Genomic DNA, 14,981 nt, shown 5'->3' with positions numbered 1-14,981 from the left:
CCACGGTGACCTCCCGGAACGCCCCCGAAACCCCAGCGGCGGACCCGCGCCGCTGGTGGGCCCTGGCGGTCATCGCCATCGCCCAGCTGATGATCGTCCTCGACGCGACGATCGTGAACATCGCCCTCCCGTCCGCGCAGCACGACCTGGACATCTCCAACGGCAACCGGCAGTGGGTGATCACCGCCTACACGCTGGCCTTCGGCGGACTGCTGCTGCTCGGCGGCCGGATCGGCGACCTCTTCGGCCGCAAACGCACCTTCATCGTCGGACTGCTCGGCTTCGCCGCGGCCTCCTGCCTCGGCGGCTTCGCCACCAGCGGCGGCATGCTGTTCATCGCCCGCGCCCTCCAGGGCGCCTTCGGCGCGCTGCTCGCCCCGTCCGCCCTGGCCCTGCTGTCGATCACCTTCCGCGACCCGCGCGAGCGGGCCACCGCGTTCGGCGTGTTCGGCGCGCTCGCGGGCGGCGGCGCGGCGATCGGCCTGATCACCGGCGGACTGCTCACCGAGTACCTCGACTGGCGCTGGTGCCTGTACGTGAACGGCCCGATCGCCCTGATCACCGCGCTCGCCGCCTTCCGGCTGCTGCGCCGCGACCACATCGACCGCTCCCACCGGGTCCGGCTCGACCTGCCGGGCGCCGTGTTCGGCTGCGGCGGACTGCTGCTGATCGTCTACGGCACCTCCGAGGCGGTCAGCCGGGGCTGGAGCGACTGGCTGGTGCTCACCGCGCTCTGCGTCGGCGCCGCCCTGCTGGTGGTCTTCGCCCAGGTCGAGCGCCGCACCCCGCACGCGCTGCTGCCGATGCACCTGGTCCGGGACCGCAACCGGTCCGGCGGCGCGCTCTCGGTCGGCCTCGCGGTGATCGCCATGTACGGCCTGTTCCTGTTCCTGACCTACTACCTCCAGGTCATCAAGGGGTACTCGCCGATCCGGGCCGGCGTCTCCTTCCTCCCGATGACCGCCGCGATCGTGGTCAGCTCCGCCGGACTCGGCTCCCGGCTGATGACCCGGGTCCCCACCCGCGCGCTGATGGTCCCCGGACTGCTGCTCGGCGCCGGCGGCATGGCCTGGCTCACCCAGCTCCAGGTCGACAGCCCCTACACCACCCTGGTGCTGCCCGCCGAAGTGCTGCTCGGCTTCGGGCTCGGCCTGGTCTTCATGCCCGCCATCAGCCTGGCCACCCTCGGCGTCGCCCCGGAGGAGACCGGCGCGGCCTCCGCCATCATCAACAGCGCCCAGCAGGTCGGCGGCTCGATCGGCACCGCGCTGCTCAACACCATCGCCGCCAGCGCCACCGCCACCTACCTGGCCGCCCGCAACCCCACCGACCCGCTGGTCCAGGCCCAGGGCGCGGTGCACGGCTACGCCGTCGCCACCACCGTCGCGATGGGCATCCTGCTGCTCGCCGCGGTGGTCGCCTTCCTGATGATCAACCACCGCCCCGCCCCCGGCGAGGCCGAGGGCGAGGGCGCCGCGGCCGAGGCCCGGGCGGTGGTCTGACCCGCCCGGACGGACGCACCGACGGGTGACGGGCCCGCCCCGGACGGGTGGCGGGCCCGCCCCGGACGGGTGGCGGGCCCTCCCCGGCCCGGCACCGGGCGGCCGGAAATCTCACCGGGCTCCCAGGCGGCACTGACGGCTTTCCCAGCTCCGCGGCGGATATTGGGGGCCGGAGCGGGCACACGCGCACCGCCATGACCAGTACCGGCCGGAACGGGGCACCCGATGGGACGACACACCAGGCAGGACGGACGGCGCCCGCTGCGGTCGGCCGCCCTCACCTCGGTCCTCGCCGTCGGCGTCGTCGGCGCGATGGCCACCGCCGGGGTCTTCACCGTCCACCTGCGCCACCCCGGACGGCCCAGCACCGACACCGTGGCGATGACCGCCCCGGCGCCCGCCGCCACCGCCGCGCCCTCGTCGGCCCCGACGCCGACGCCGGCCCCCGCGGCCACGCCCGCCGCGGCGTCCGACCCCGCGGCCGGCGGCCCCGACACCGTGCAGCAGGCCGCCCCCGTCACCGCCCCCACCCTGCTCGCCCCGCCCGCCGCGCCGCCGGACACCGCCCCCGGCACCACCGCGACCGCCCCCGACGACGCCGAGTCCCGCCGGGTCGGCGCCCTGTTCTCCGGTCCGACCGGCCCCGGCCACCACTTCTGCACCGCCAGCGTCATCGACAGCCCCGGCCGCGACCTGATCCTTACCGCCGCGCACTGCCTCTCCTCCGCGAACGGCGTCACCTTCGTCCCCGGCTACCGCGACGGCCGTGCCCCGTACGGCAGTTGGCAGGTCACCGAGGTGTACACCGCAGACGGCTGGCGCAACGGCGGCGACCCGGACGAGGACTTCGCGATCCTCGCCGTCGCCCCCCGGGACGGCCGCCTGATCGAGGACGTGCTCGGCGGCAACCCGCTCGGCACCGACGCCTCCTGGACCGCCCAGGTCCGCCTCTACGGCTACCCCGCCGGTGCCGAACTCCCCCGCCTGTGCACCAACACCACCAGTCGGCAGGACACCTACCAGCGCCGCATCGACTGCCCCTCCTTCCCCGGCGGCACCAGCGGCGGCCCCTTCGTCGACACCGCCACCGGCCGGGTCATCGGCGTCATCGGCGGCTACCAGCAGGGCGGCGACACCGAGGACACCTCCTACAGCGCCGCCTTCGACCACACCGTCGCCGAACTCCTCGCCGAGGCGAGCTGACCGGGCGGGCCGAACCGGACCGGCCGAACCGGCCGAACCGGGCCCGCCACCCGGCCGCGCCGCTGTCCGCCGCCCCGCCCGGGAGGCGACAATGGGGCGTCGACGCACAGGCACGGGGGGAGGCGCGGTGTTCCGGCGCTGGTGGTTTCTCAAGGTCGCGGCGGCCGTCCCGGTGAACCCCGCCGCACCGCCGACCCGGCGCGAGGAACGGGCCCGCCGGGCGCTGCTGCTGGGGGAGTGGGAGGCGCTGCGGGAACGCCTGCGGGAGACCGCCGCCGAGCGGGTGACCGCCGCCGGGGCCGTCTTCCGGGCCGCCGAACTGGAGCTGGGCGGCGAGGAGTCGGCCGCCCGGCTGGCCTACCAGTGGGCGCTGGAGGCGTACGAGGCCGCGGGGCGGCTGCTCGACCAGGCCGGGGACGCGGACACCGACCTGCCGGATCTGGCCGCCGCGATCGTGCTGGCCGAGCAGGCCGTCGAACGGCTCGGCGCCGCGCACCTGCTGCACGCCGGGAAGCGCCCCGCCCCGCTCCAGGTGCGCTGCTACTGGAACCCGCTGCACGGCCCCGCCGAGATCCCGCTCGCGCCGGGCCGGGGCAGCAAGGTGCGGCGGCGCCGGCACCTGTCGCCCCGGGAGGCCGCCGCCGAGCGCCGCCCCGCCTGCCGCTCCTGCCGGGCCGCGATCCTCGCGGGCCAGACCCCGGACGTGCTGCCCGCGCTGCTGCCCGCGAAGGCCGCACCGGGCCGCAGGGGGCCGGTGCTGGTGCCCTACTTCGCCGTCCCCCGCCAGTGGTCGCCGTGGTCCACCACGGCCTGCGGCGCGTACGACCGCGGCGCCCCGGCGCTGGTGCTGCGCGGCGGGCACCGCCGGCCCGGGCCGCGCTGACGCCCCGTCAGGCCGCCGTCGCCGCGGCGAACCCGCCGCGGGAGCCGCCGTCGAGCAGGGCGGGCCAGTCGAGCGGGCCGGTGAGCGCGGCCGGGTCGGGCAGCGAGACGACGAGCGCGCCGCCGGCCCGCTCGACCTCGGCGCACCAGTGGGCGACGCCGTCGGTGCCGGAGGAGCCGCCCAGGGTGGGGAAGAGGCAGCCCGCGTCGCCGGGGCCGTCCAGCACGCACATGGTCGGGCTGGCGAACACCGACCAGCCGTCCAGTCCGGGCACCGCGCCGTCCGCGACCCGCAGCACCGGCAGCGCGCCGTGCACCGGGGCGCCGCCCAGCAGCAGGATCGGCGCGGACGCCCCGGACACGAGTCGGACCTGCTCAGCGGAGATCATCACCCCGGTACCCTGCCACACCCCGGCGGCCGGCCCCGTGCCGGAACCCCGCGGGCGGGGCGGGAGTTCAGCGCCGCGCGCGCTCCTCGGCGGCCGGCCGCCCGACCTCGGCCAGGAACCGCTCCGGGACTTCGCCGGTGGCCCGCAGGTGCGCCCGCTCCCCGGACGGAAGCCGCCGGGCTCCCCGCCAGTGCGGCCTCCCGCCCGCGCCTGCCGCCCCGGACGGCCAGCCGGCCCAGCCGTTCGTCCGGCAGGTTCGGGACGGGCTCCGTCCTGGTCACTGCGCCACCCCCTCGGTCTCCGGCCGCGCGCTCGCCCGGCCGCACCGGCGGGGAACCCGGCGGCTGCCGTCCGGGGGGGGGGCACCGGGGCAGCCCGGGGACAGCGGAAAGGCCCAAGTCCGTTGGACTTGAGCCTTGTTCGACACTTCCTGCGAAGTGCCCCCGGTAGGATTCGAACCTACGCACCCGCCTCCGGAGGGCGGTGCTCTATCCCCTGAGCTACGGGGGCCTTGGGCTGACCTCGCGGTGCTGCCCGGCCTGACGGGGAAAACACTACCAGGGAAACTCCGTGCTCCGTGCACGGGTTTCCCCGGCCCGGTCGGGCGCCGCCCCGACGCCCCGTCAGCGGGTGACCGGCAAGTAGCCGAAAGGCCGGACGCGAAGGGCGGGGCGCGGCTACCCTCGGTGAGGTGGCGGCGACGTCGGGGCGGGTCCTCGTGGTGGACGACAGCGAGGTGATCCGCCAGTTGATCAGGGTCAACCTGGAGCTGGAGGGCTTCGAGGTGGTGACCGCCGCCGACGGTGCCGAGTGCCTGGAGGTGGTCGGCCGGGTCGCGCCGGACGTGGTCACGCTGGACGTGGTGATGCCCCGGCTGGACGGTCTGCGCACCGCGGCCCGGCTGCGCGCGGCGCGGGAGACCGCGCACCTGCCGATAGCGATCGTGAGCGCCTGCACGCCGGCCGACCTGGAGCGCGGCGAGTCGGTCGGGGTGGACGGCTACCTGGCCAAGCCCTTCGACCCGGTGGAGCTGGTCGCACTGGTGCGGCGGCTGCGGGCGGCGGCGGCCGGTCGGCGGCGGTTCGCCTACGACTTCGGGGGACAGGCGCAGGCGCTCGCGCAAACCTGCCGCGATTCCGCCCTGAGCGAACAGGCGCAGGAACTCGTCCGGCCGGAGGAGCCCCACCCGTGAGATGTGCCCGCCAGCGGTGACGTCCGACGAGACGAAGCACGCCCGGCGGCGCGGCGCGGCCCGCCGCGGGCAAACCGAGTGGCGGCCGGGTCCCCCCTCTCGCCTACGCTTGGCACCGTGACACCCGCAGAACTCTCCCAGGCAGTCCAGGCCGCCGTCAGCGCCGCCGCCCAGGCCGGCGAGCTGACCGTCGACGTGCCCGCGCACGTCACGGTCGAGCGGCCCAAGAACAGGGACCACGGCGACTACGCCACCAACGTGGCCCTCCAGCTCGCGAAGCCGGCCGGCAAGCCGCCGCGAGCCGTCGCGGAGGTCCTGGCCGGGCGGCTGCGAGAGATCGCCGGCGTCGCGAAGGTCGACATCGCCGGTCCGGGCTTCCTGAACATCACGCTGGACGCCGCCACCCAGGGCGAGCTGGCGCGCACCATCGTCGAGGCCGGCGAGGCGTACGGCCGCAACGAGGCGCTCAAGGGCCTGCGGATCAACCTGGAGTTCGTCTCGGCGAACCCGACCGGCCCGATCCACATCGGCGGCGTCCGCTGGGCCGCCGTCGGCGACTCGCTGGCCCGGGTGCTCAAGGCCACCGGCGCCGAGGTGTCCACCGAGTACTACCTGAACGACGCCGGCGTGCAGATCACCAAGTTCGCCACGTCGCTGAAGGCCGCCGCCAACGGGCAGCCCGTCCCCGAGGACGGCTACGTCGGCGAGTACATCTCCGACATCGCCAAGGCCGTCACCGACGGCGTCCCCGGCATCCTCGACCTGCCCGAGGACGAGCAGCTCCAGGTGTTCCGCACCGAGGGCCTCAAGCTGATGGTCGCCGAGATCCAGCGCTCGATGGCCGAGTTCGGCGTGCACTTCGACACCTGGTTCTCCGAGCAGACCCTGCACGACTCCGGCGCGGTCGAGAAGGCCATCGAGCGGCTCCGCGAGCAGGGCCACGTCTTCGACCGGGAGGGCGCGATCTGGCTGCGCACCACCGACTTCGGCGACGACAAGGACCGCGTCCTGATCAAGGCCGACGGCGAGACCACCTACTTCGCCGCCGACGCCGCCTACTACCTGAGCAAGCGGGACCGCGGCGCGGAGGTCTCGGTCTACATGCTCGGCGCGGACCACCACGGCTACGTCAACCGCCTCAAGGCCATCGCGGCCTGCGCGGGCGACGACATGGACCGCAACATCGAGGTGATGATCGGCCAGTTCGTGAAGATGCTGCGCGACGGCAAGGAGGTCCGGCTCTCCAAGCGTGCGGGCAACATCATCACGATCGACGACGTGATCGACTGGATCGGCGTGGACGCGGCCCGCTACATGCTGGTGCGGCAGTCCACCGACTCCACCATCACCATCGACATCGACCTGGTGACCAGCACGTCCCGGGAGAACCCGGTCTACTACGTGCAGTACGCGCACGCCCGGATGAGCGCGGTGCAGCGCAACGCGGTGGAGAAGGGCATCACCCGCAGCGCGGACTTCACACCGGAGCTGCTGAACTCCGAGTGGGAGAACGACCTGCTCGGCCAGCTCGGCGAGTTCCCGCGGGTGCTGGCCAAGGCCGGCGAGCTGCGCGAGCCGCACCACGTGGCCACGTACCTGGAGGAACTGGCCCGCGCCTACCACCGGTTCTACGACAACTGCCAGATCCTGCCGAAGGGCGACGAGGAGGTCACCGACCTCACGCACGCCCGCCTCTGGCTGGCCGACGCCACCCGGACGACGCTGGCCAACGGCCTCCACCTGCTCGGCGTCTCGGCGCCCGAGCGGATGTAGGCACCCCACCCCCGAACGCGCAGCACAGCGGGGGGCGGCGACCGGTCGACGGCGACCGGTGGCCGCCCCTCGCCATAGGTCGAGGAAGTCGCGAAAGATGAGTCGCTCCGCCCACCCCGCAGGCCCCCGGCACGGCGACGTGCTGCCCGAGGGCCACTACCAGGCCCCGCCGGCCGACCTCAACGCACTCGACCCCAAGGTCTGGTCGCGCACCGTGGCCCGCGACGCCGAGGGCGTCGCCACCGTCGGCGGCGTCGACGTGCGCACCCTGGCGGCCGAGTTCGGCACCCCCGCGTACGTGATGGACGAGGCCGACTTCCGGGCCCGGGCCCGGGCCTGGCGGGACGCCTTCGGCGCGGACGCCGACGTGTACTACGCGGGCAAGGCGTTCCTCTCCAAGGCCGTGGTGCGCTGGCTGCACGAGGAGGGCCTGAACGTCGACGTCTGCTCGGCGGGCGAGCTGCACGTGGCGCTGGCGGCCGGCATGCCGGGGGAGCGGATCGCGCTGCACGGCAACAACAAGTCGGTGCCGGAGCTGGAGCAGGCGGTGAAGGCCGGGGTCGGCCACATCGTGGTCGACTCCTTCCAGGAGATCGAGCGGCTGGCGGAGATCGCCGACGCCCAGGGCGTCCGGCAGCCGGTGCTGATCCGGATCACCGTCGGCGTCGAGGCGCACACCCACGAGTTCATCGCCACCGCGCACGAGGACCAGAAGTTCGGCCTGTCGCTCTCCGGCGGCCTGGCCGCCGAGGCGGTCCGCCGGGTGCTGGCCCGGCCGTCCCTGGAGCTGCGCGGCATCCACTCGCACATCGGCTCGCAGATCTTCGACTTCGCCGGGTTCGAGGTGGCCGCCCGCCGGGTGGTCGGCCTGCTCGCCGAGGTCCGCGACGAGCACGGCGTCGAGCTGCCGGAGATCGACCTCGGCGGCGGCCTGGGCATCGCCTACACCCCCGAGGACGACCCGCGCGAGCCCGCCGAGATCGCCGCCTCGCTCAGCGAGATCGTCCGGCGCGAGTGCGCCGCCGCCGAGCTGGCCGTCCCCCGGATCTCGGTCGAGCCCGGCCGGGCGATCGTCGGCCCGACCGCGTTCACGCTGTACGAGGTCGGCACCGTCAAGGAGTTGGAGGGCCTGCGCACCTACGTCAGCGTGGACGGCGGCATGTCCGACAACATCCGCACCGCGCTGTACGACGCCGCGTACTCGGTGGCGCTGGTCTCCCGCACCAGCGAGGCCGAGCCGATGCCGGCCCGGGTGGTCGGCAAGCACTGCGAGTCCGGCGACATCGTGGTCAAGGACGCCTTCCTGCCCGCCGACCTGGCCCCCGGCGACCTGATCGCGGTGCCCGCGACCGGCGCCTACTGCCGCTCGATGGCGAGCAACTACAACCACGCCCTCAAGCCCCCGGTGCTGGCCGTCGCGGACGGAGCGGCCCGGGTGATCGTGCGCCGCGAGACGGAGGAGGATCTCCTGCGGCTCGATATCGGCTGACGAAATTTTCGTCTCAGAACGTGGACCAGCCGTAGATCCGTGCGGAAAGTCCCGGAGACTGGTGGGAAACAGGCAAGCCCCCGGGGGCGACGGAACACCCCGACGGGGACCGAAGAATGCAGAGCGGAGTCGGATGATGCGTACGCGCCCGCTGAAGGTGGCGTTGCTGGGCTGTGGTGTGGTGGGCTCCGAGGTGGCGCGCATCATGACGACGACGGCCGACGACCTCGCCGCGCGCATCGGCGCCCCGGTCGAGCTCGCCGGCATCGCGGTCCGCCGGGCCGGGCGCCCCCGCCCCGGGGTGCCCGAGCACCTGCTCACCACCGACGCCGAGGCCCTGGTCGGCCGCGACGACATCGACGTGGTGGTCGAGGTGGTGGGCGGCATCGAGCCGTCCAGGTCGCTGATCCTGAAGGCCTTCGCGGGCGGCGCCTCGGTGGTCTCCGCCAACAAGGCGCTGCTCGCCAAGGACGGCGCCGAACTGCACGAGGCCGCCGCCGCGGCCGGCGTCGACCTCTACTACGAGGCCGCCGTCGCCGGCGCGATCCCGCTGCTGCGCCCGCTGCGCGAGTCGCTGGCCGGCGACAAGGTGAACCGGGTGCTGGGCATCGTCAACGGCACCACCAACTTCATCCTCGACAAGATGGACTCCTCCGGCGCCGGGTACTCCGAGGCGCTGGAGGAGGCCACCGCGCTGGGCTACGCCGAGGCCGACCCGACCGCCGACGTGGAGGGCTTCGACGCCGCCGCCAAGGCCGCCATCCTGGCCGGGATCGCCTTCCACACCAAGGTCACCGCCGCGGACGTCTACCGCGAGGGCATCACCGAGGTCACCGCCGCCGACATCGCCTCCGCCAAGCAGATGGGCTGCGTGGTCAAGCTGCTGGCGATCTGCGAGCGGGCCGCCGACGGCGCCTCGGTCACCGCCCGGGTGCACCCGGCGATGATCCCGCTCAGCCACCCGCTGGCCTCCGTCCGCGAGGCGTACAACGCGGTCTTCGTGGAGGCCGAGGCGGCCGGCCGGCTGATGTTCTACGGCCCCGGCGCCGGCGGCTCGCCGACCGCCTCCGCGGTCCTCGGCGACCTGGTCGCGGTCTGCCGCAACAAGGTGAACGGCACCACCGGCCCCGGCGACTCGGTGTACGCCGCGCTGCCCGCCAAGCCGATGGACCAGGTGGTCACCCGCTACCACGTCAGCCTGGACGTGGACGACCGCGCGGGCGTGCTCGCCCAGGTCGCCTCGGTCTTCGCCGAGCACGGCGTCTCCATCGACACCGTGCGCCAGCAGGGCCGCGACGGCGACGCCGCGCTCGTCGTGGTCACCCACCGCGCCACCGACGCCGCCCTGTCGGCGACGGTCGACAAGCTCCGCGCACTGGACAGCGTGCGCGACGTGGCCAGCATCATGCGGGTCGAAGGGGAATAGGAAAGCCGCCATGAACGCCATTGCCGAAAGCACCGTCCGAGGCAGCCACACCCACCAGTGGCGCGGCCTCATCGAGGAGTACCGCGACCGCCTCCCGGTCACCGGCTCCACCCCGGTGGTGACCCTGCTGGAGGGCGGCACGCCGCTCGTCCCCGCCCAGGTGCTCTCCGAGCGCACCGGCTGCGACGTCTACCTCAAGGTCGAGGGCGCCAACCCGACCGGCTCCTTCAAGGACCGCGGGATGACCATGGCCATCTCCAAGGCCAAGGAGGACGGCGCCCAGGCCGTCATCTGCGCGTCCACCGGCAACACCTCGGCCTCCGCCGCCGCCTACGCGGTGCGGGCCGGCATGGTCTCCGCCGTGCTCGTCCCGCAGGGCAAGATCGCCCTCGGCAAGATGGGCCAGGCGCTGGTGCACGGCGCCAAGATCCTCCAGGTCGACGGCAACTTCGACGACTGCCTGACGCTGGCCCGCGAACTCTCCGAGAAGTACCCGGTCGCCCTGGTCAACTCGGTGAACCCGGTGCGCATCGAGGGCCAGAAGACCGCCGCCTTCGAGATCGTCGACATGCTCGGCGACGCCCCCGACATCCACGTCCTCCCGGTCGGCAACGCGGGCAACATCACCGCCTACTGGAAGGGCTACCGCGAGTACGCGGCGGACGGCCTGGCCGCCCGCACCCCCCGGATGTGGGGCTTCCAGGCGGCCGGCTCGGCCCCGATCGTGGACGGCGCCCCGGTGCTCAAGCCGCAGACCATCGCCACCGCGATCCGGATCGGCAACCCGGCCTCCTGGGACTACGCGCTGGCCGCCCGGGACGACTCCGGCGGCCTCATCGACAAGGTGACGGACCGTCAGATCCTGTCCGCCTATCGCCTGTTGGCCGCGCAGGAGGGCGTCTTCGTGGAGCCCGCCTCCGCCGCCTCGGTGGCCGGCCTGCTCGCCAAGGCCGAGGCCGGCCTGGTCGACCCCGGCCAGCGGATCGTCTGCACCGTCACCGGCAACGGCCTCAAGGACCCGGACTGGGCGGTGGCCGGCGCGCCGCAGCCGCAGGTCGTCCCGATCGACCCGGAGACGGCCGCCCGCCGCCTCGGCCTGCTCGACTGACCCACCCCTGACCGAGCGTCAACCCGGCGAGCGGACCGCCCCCGAGGGCGGCCGCTCGCCGCCGCTTTCCGGTCAACCCACCGGCGCTTTCGCGCTGCTTGCGGCAACACGGAAGATCCGGGCCGGGCGGGGTGTACCGCTCCGGAACCTCTCTTCGATACGCTTGACCCCGGCGGGCCGCGCCATGCTGCGCGCCCCTTTCGAGACCCCGCCGCCACGTACCACCGCAGGCCCCGTCGTCCGGGCCTCTCCCCCCACCGTTCAGGAGTGTGTCCACCGCATGGCCGGTCCCGCGTTCCGCGCCGCCGCCGTCCGGGTCCGCGTCCCCGCGACCAGCGCCAACCTCGGCCCCGGCTTCGACGCCTTCGGCCTCGCCCTGGGGCTCTACGACGACGTGGTGGTCCGGGTCGCCGACTCCGGCCTGACCGTGGACATCGCCGGCGAGGGCTCCGAGGACCTCGCCCGCGACGAGCGCCACCTGGTGGTCCGCGCGATGCGGGCCGCCTTCGACCGGCTCGGCGGCCAGCCCCGCGGCCTCGAAGTGGTCTGCGCCAACCGCATACCGCACGGCCGCGGCCTGGGCTCCTCGTCCGCCGCGATCTGCGCCGGCATCGTCGCCGCCCGCGCCGTCACCATCGGCGGCGCCTCCGCGCTCGGCGACGACGCGCTGCTCGCCCTCGCCTCCGAGCTGGAGGGCCACCCGGACAACGTCGCGGCCTGCCTGCGCGGCAACTTCACCGTCGCCTGGACCGAGGACGACGGCGCCCGCACCATCACCCTGGACCCGTCCGACCGGGTCGTGCCGGTCGTGTTCATCCCGTCCACCGAGGTGCTCACCGAGACCGCCCGCGGCCTGCTGCCCAAGACCGTGCCGCTGTCCGACGCCGCGGTCAACGCGGGCCGCGCGGCCCTGCTGGTCGAGGCGCTCACCCGCCGCCCGGAGCTGCTGCTCACCGCCACCGAGGACCGCCTGCACCAGGACTACCGGGCCTCCGCGATGCCGGACAGCGCGGCCCTGGTCGCCGCCCTGCGCACCGAGGGCGTCCCCGCCGTCATCTCGGGTGCCGGACCGACCGTGCTCGCCCTCACCGACGAGGCCCACGTCGGCAGGGTGATGGAGTTCGCCGCCGGCGACCGCGGGTACGGCGCAGGTGCGCAGTTCGCGGCGCACCGGCTGGAGCTGGACCGCACCGGGGCGACCGTCCTGCCGCTCGACATGTGAGACGGACACGATTGACAAGCAAAGGGCTGGGGAATGTGTCAGGGGGTAGGTAGTGTTAACCTCATTGCTGCACCAGATGCCCTCCGGGCGCCGGTGCGACGCATCCCGATCCCGTTCCCCCGTCCGCACGGGGGCCGGAAGCTCGGGAGCACGATTCTCCGGGAGCTCGCCACACCGCGTACGCAGCCTGCCTGCGCAAGTGGGGCCCATCCCGAAGCCGTGACGGCACCGGACTCCCCCCTCCAGCCTCCGCACTGAGGCCAGGCCGGGCGGGGCCCGCGCCGCCGCCGCGCGACGGGGGCCCGGGCATCGAACAAGGCGCAGCGAGGTCGGCACCAGAAACCCGGCCGTCCGCGCCGCTTCGCACCACAGTGCACCGCACTCCGCAGCTCCCCGGGAGGACCAGCCTCCCGCGGGAATCCAGCCCCTGACCAGCGCGAAGAGACGCCGGCCAGGACAGCACAACCGGTCGCCGTGCCAGACAGGCCGACGTCCGCTCCAGGGAAGGACCCTTAGTGAGCGACACCACCGATCTGATGGGCGCGCGCCCGGACGCCGAGGCGTCGGACGCAGCCGCCCCCGCGGCTCCGGCGCGCCGTCGTCGTACCGCCGCCGCCGGCCTGGACGGCCTGGTGCTGGCCGAGCTCCAGAAGCTCGCCTCGTCCCTCGGGATCAGCGGTACCGGACGGCTGCGCAAGAGCCAGCTGATCGAGGCGATCAAGGAGAAGAGCGGCGGGGACCCGCTGCTCGCGGGCGCCTCCGGCGCCGCCGCTCCGGCCGCCAAGAAGACCGCCAAGACCGCCGCCCCGGCCGCCGAGACCGAGGCCGCCCCGGCCGCCCCGGCCGAGGAGCAGGGTGAATCGGCGGCCGCGCCGCGGGCGGCCCGCCGCACCCGCGCCGCCGCCACCGCCGAACCGCAGGCGCAGATCGAGATCCCGGTGCAGGCCGCCGCCGAGACCGCGGCCGCCACCGCCCGGGCCGAGCGCCCGCGCCGCCGGGCCACCGCCGCGGCCGGCGCCCCGACCGCCGAGCCCGGCGCCGTCACCGCCACCGAGCAGGCCCCCGCCGAGGCCAAGGCCGAGGCGCAGCGCCCGGCCGCCGCCGACGGCGAGGCCCGCGCCGAGCGCCGCGAGCGCCGGGACCGCCGCGAGCGCGGCGACCGTCCCGAGCGGGCCGACCGTCCCGAGCGGGCCGACCGTCCCGAGCGCGCCGAGCGGGCCGAGGCCCCCGCGGCCGACAACGACAACGAGGTGCGCGAGTCCCGCCGGGACCGCCGCAACCGCCGCGAGCGCGACCGCGCCGACCGCCAGCAGGGCGGCGGCCAGCAGCAGGACGGCGGCCAGGGCCGCCAGCAGGGCGGCAGCCAGCAGCAGGGCGGCGGCGCCCAGCAGCAGGGCGGCAGCCAGCAGCAGGGCGGCTACGACGACGACGAGTTCGGCGACGGGCGCCGCGGCCGCCGCGGCCGCTACCGCGACCGCCGGGGCCGCCGCCGCGACGGCTTCGAGGGCGCGGGCGGCCCCGAGGTCCCGCTGAGCGACGACGACGTCCTGATCCCGGTCGCCGGCATCCTGGACATCCTCGACAACTACGCCTTCGTCCGGACCTCGGGCTACCTGCCCGGCCAGAACGACGTCTACGTCTCGCTGGCCCAGGTCCGCAAGCACGGCCTGCGCAAGGGCGACGCCATCACCGGCGCGGTCCGCCAGCCCAAGGACGGCGAGCGCCGCGAGAAGTTCAACGCCCTGGTGCGGCTGGACTCCGTCAACGGCATGGACCCGGACAGCGGCCGCGGCCGCCCCGAGTTCGGCAAGCTGACCCCGCTGTACCCGCAGGAGCGGCTGCGCCTGGAGACCGACCCGGGCGTGCTGACCACCCGGATCATCGACCTGGTGTCGCCGATCGGCAAGGGCCAGCGCGGTCTGATCGTGGCCCCGCCGAAGACCGGCAAGACCATGATCATGCAGGCGATCGCCAACGCGATCACCCACAACAACCCCGAGTGCCACCTGATGGTCGTCCTGGTGGACGAGCGTCCGGAGGAGGTCACCGACATGCAGCGGTCGGTGAAGGGCGAGGTCATCTCCTCGACCTTCGACCGCCCGGCCGAGGACCACACCACCGTCGCCGAGCTCGCCATCGAGCGCGCCAAGCGCCTGGTGGAGCTGGGCCACGACGTGGTGATCCTGCTGGACTCCATCACCCGCCTGGGCCGCGCCTACAACCTGGCCGCGCCCGCCTCCGGCCGCATCCTGTCCGGTGGTGTCGACTCGACCGCGCTGTACCCGCCGAAGAAGTTCTTCGGCGCCGCGCGCAACATCGAGAACGGCGGCTCGCTGACCATCCTGGCCACCGCGCTGGTCGACACCGGCTCGCGGATGGACGAGGTGATCTTCGAGGAGTTCAAGGGCACCGGCAACATGGAGCTCAAGCTCGACCGGAAGCTCTCGGACAAGCGCATCTTCCCCTCCGTCGACGTGGACGCCTCCGGCACCCGCAAGGAGGAGATCCTGCTCGGCCACGAGGAGCTGGCCATCACCTGGAAGCTCCGCCGGGTGCTGCACGCGTTGGACTCGCAGCAGGCGATCGAGCTGCTGCTGGACAAGATGAAGCAGACCAAGTCGAACGCCGAGTTCCTGATGCAGATCGCCAAGAACACCCCCGGTTCGGGCGACTGACACCGGTGGCACCACCCGGGCCCCGCACCGCCGCCAGGCGGTGCGGGGCCCGCCGCTTTCCCGGGCCCGGCCCGGAAACCGATCACCGTACCGGTCCGTCACTTATGCTCGATAGGTCGC

Annotated in this window: 11 protein-coding genes and 1 tRNA gene; 10 read left to right on the top strand and 2 right to left on the bottom strand. The window is 74.3% G+C overall.

Annotated elements, in window-relative coordinates; genetic code table 11:
* Positions 1-5: 5 nt before the first annotated feature.
* The 3 genes from ACIP60_RS09300 to ACIP60_RS09290 all read left to right on the top strand — a co-directional run bounded on the left by ACIP60_RS09300 (position 6) and on the right by ACIP60_RS09290 (position 3,588).
* On the top strand, positions 6-1,502 hold the full coding sequence (locus ACIP60_RS09300; RefSeq protein WP_400681812.1) for an MFS transporter: 1,497 nt from the start codon (positions 6-8) through the stop codon (positions 1,500-1,502).
* A 225-nt stretch (positions 1,503-1,727) separates the two neighbouring features.
* Complete coding sequence (locus ACIP60_RS09295) at positions 1,728-2,705, top strand: trypsin-like serine peptidase (protein ID WP_400681810.1); 978 nt, start codon at positions 1,728-1,730, stop codon at positions 2,703-2,705.
* Between the two features lie 127 nt (positions 2,706-2,832).
* The gene (locus ACIP60_RS09290) at positions 2,833-3,588 is read left to right on the top strand and encodes a hypothetical protein (RefSeq protein WP_400681809.1); all 756 of its coding nucleotides are present in this window, start codon (positions 2,833-2,835) and stop codon (positions 3,586-3,588) included.
* 7 nt (positions 3,589-3,595) lie between these two features.
* On the opposite strand, the gene ACIP60_RS09285 is transcribed toward ACIP60_RS09290, so the two are convergent.
* Positions 3,596-3,976, bottom strand: a complete 381-nt coding sequence (locus ACIP60_RS09285; protein ID WP_400681807.1) for a hypothetical protein — start codon at positions 3,974-3,976, stop codon at positions 3,596-3,598.
* 438 nt (positions 3,977-4,414) lie between these two features.
* Positions 4,415-4,486: transfer RNA gene (locus tag ACIP60_RS09280), tRNA-Arg, on the bottom strand.
* A 181-nt stretch (positions 4,487-4,667) separates the two neighbouring features.
* Between ACIP60_RS09280 and ACIP60_RS09275 the strand changes: the two genes are divergently transcribed.
* The 7 genes from ACIP60_RS09275 (at position 4,668) to rho (ending at position 14,861) form a co-directional block, all read left to right on the top strand.
* Positions 4,668-5,168, top strand: a complete 501-nt coding sequence (locus tag ACIP60_RS09275) for a response regulator (protein WP_400681806.1) — start codon at positions 4,668-4,670, stop codon at positions 5,166-5,168.
* 117 nt (positions 5,169-5,285) lie between these two features.
* Positions 5,286-6,941 (top strand): arginine--tRNA ligase, encoded by a 1,656-nt coding sequence (argS, locus tag ACIP60_RS09270; protein ID WP_400681804.1) that lies wholly within the window; start codon positions 5,286-5,288, stop codon positions 6,939-6,941.
* Between the two features lie 97 nt (positions 6,942-7,038).
* Positions 7,039-8,430, top strand: a complete 1,392-nt coding sequence (lysA, locus tag ACIP60_RS09265) for a diaminopimelate decarboxylase (RefSeq protein WP_400681802.1) — start codon at positions 7,039-7,041, stop codon at positions 8,428-8,430.
* A 133-nt stretch (positions 8,431-8,563) separates the two neighbouring features.
* The gene (locus ACIP60_RS09260; protein ID WP_400681799.1) at positions 8,564-9,856 is read left to right on the top strand and encodes a homoserine dehydrogenase; all 1,293 of its coding nucleotides are present in this window, start codon (positions 8,564-8,566) and stop codon (positions 9,854-9,856) included.
* A gap of 10 nt (positions 9,857-9,866) precedes the next feature.
* Complete coding sequence (thrC, locus tag ACIP60_RS09255; protein WP_400681797.1) at positions 9,867-10,964, top strand: threonine synthase; 1,098 nt, start codon at positions 9,867-9,869, stop codon at positions 10,962-10,964.
* 280 nt (positions 10,965-11,244) lie between these two features.
* Complete coding sequence (gene thrB / locus ACIP60_RS09250; RefSeq protein ID WP_400681796.1) at positions 11,245-12,186, top strand: homoserine kinase; 942 nt, start codon at positions 11,245-11,247, stop codon at positions 12,184-12,186.
* 515 nt (positions 12,187-12,701) lie between these two features.
* Positions 12,702-14,861 (top strand): transcription termination factor Rho, encoded by a 2,160-nt coding sequence (gene rho, locus ACIP60_RS09245; protein ID WP_400681793.1) that lies wholly within the window; start codon positions 12,702-12,704, stop codon positions 14,859-14,861.
* Positions 14,862-14,981 lie beyond the last annotated feature (120 nt).

This window comes from Kitasatospora sp. NPDC088783 (assembly GCF_044750705.1).
Taxonomy (GTDB): Bacteria; Actinomycetota; Actinomycetes; order Streptomycetales; family Streptomycetaceae; genus Kitasatospora; species Kitasatospora fiedleri.
Note: the sequence above shows the minus strand (reverse complement) of the source record. Positions and strands in the feature narration are given on the sequence as shown.

Coding starts and splice junctions, on each gene's coding strand:
- ACIP60_RS09295 (WP_400681810.1), top strand. CDS start 1,728: ATGGGACGACACACCAGGCAGGACGGACGGCGCCCGCTGCGGTCGGCC.
- ACIP60_RS09285 (WP_400681807.1), bottom strand. CDS start 3,976: ATGATCTCCGCTGAGCAGGTCCGACTCGTGTCCGGGGCGTCCGCGCCG.
- lysA (WP_400681802.1), top strand. CDS start 7,039: ATGAGTCGCTCCGCCCACCCCGCAGGCCCCCGGCACGGCGACGTGCTG.
- ACIP60_RS09260 (WP_400681799.1), top strand. CDS start 8,564: ATGATGCGTACGCGCCCGCTGAAGGTGGCGTTGCTGGGCTGTGGTGTG.
- thrC (WP_400681797.1), top strand. CDS start 9,867: ATGAACGCCATTGCCGAAAGCACCGTCCGAGGCAGCCACACCCACCAG.
- thrB (WP_400681796.1), top strand. CDS start 11,245: ATGGCCGGTCCCGCGTTCCGCGCCGCCGCCGTCCGGGTCCGCGTCCCC.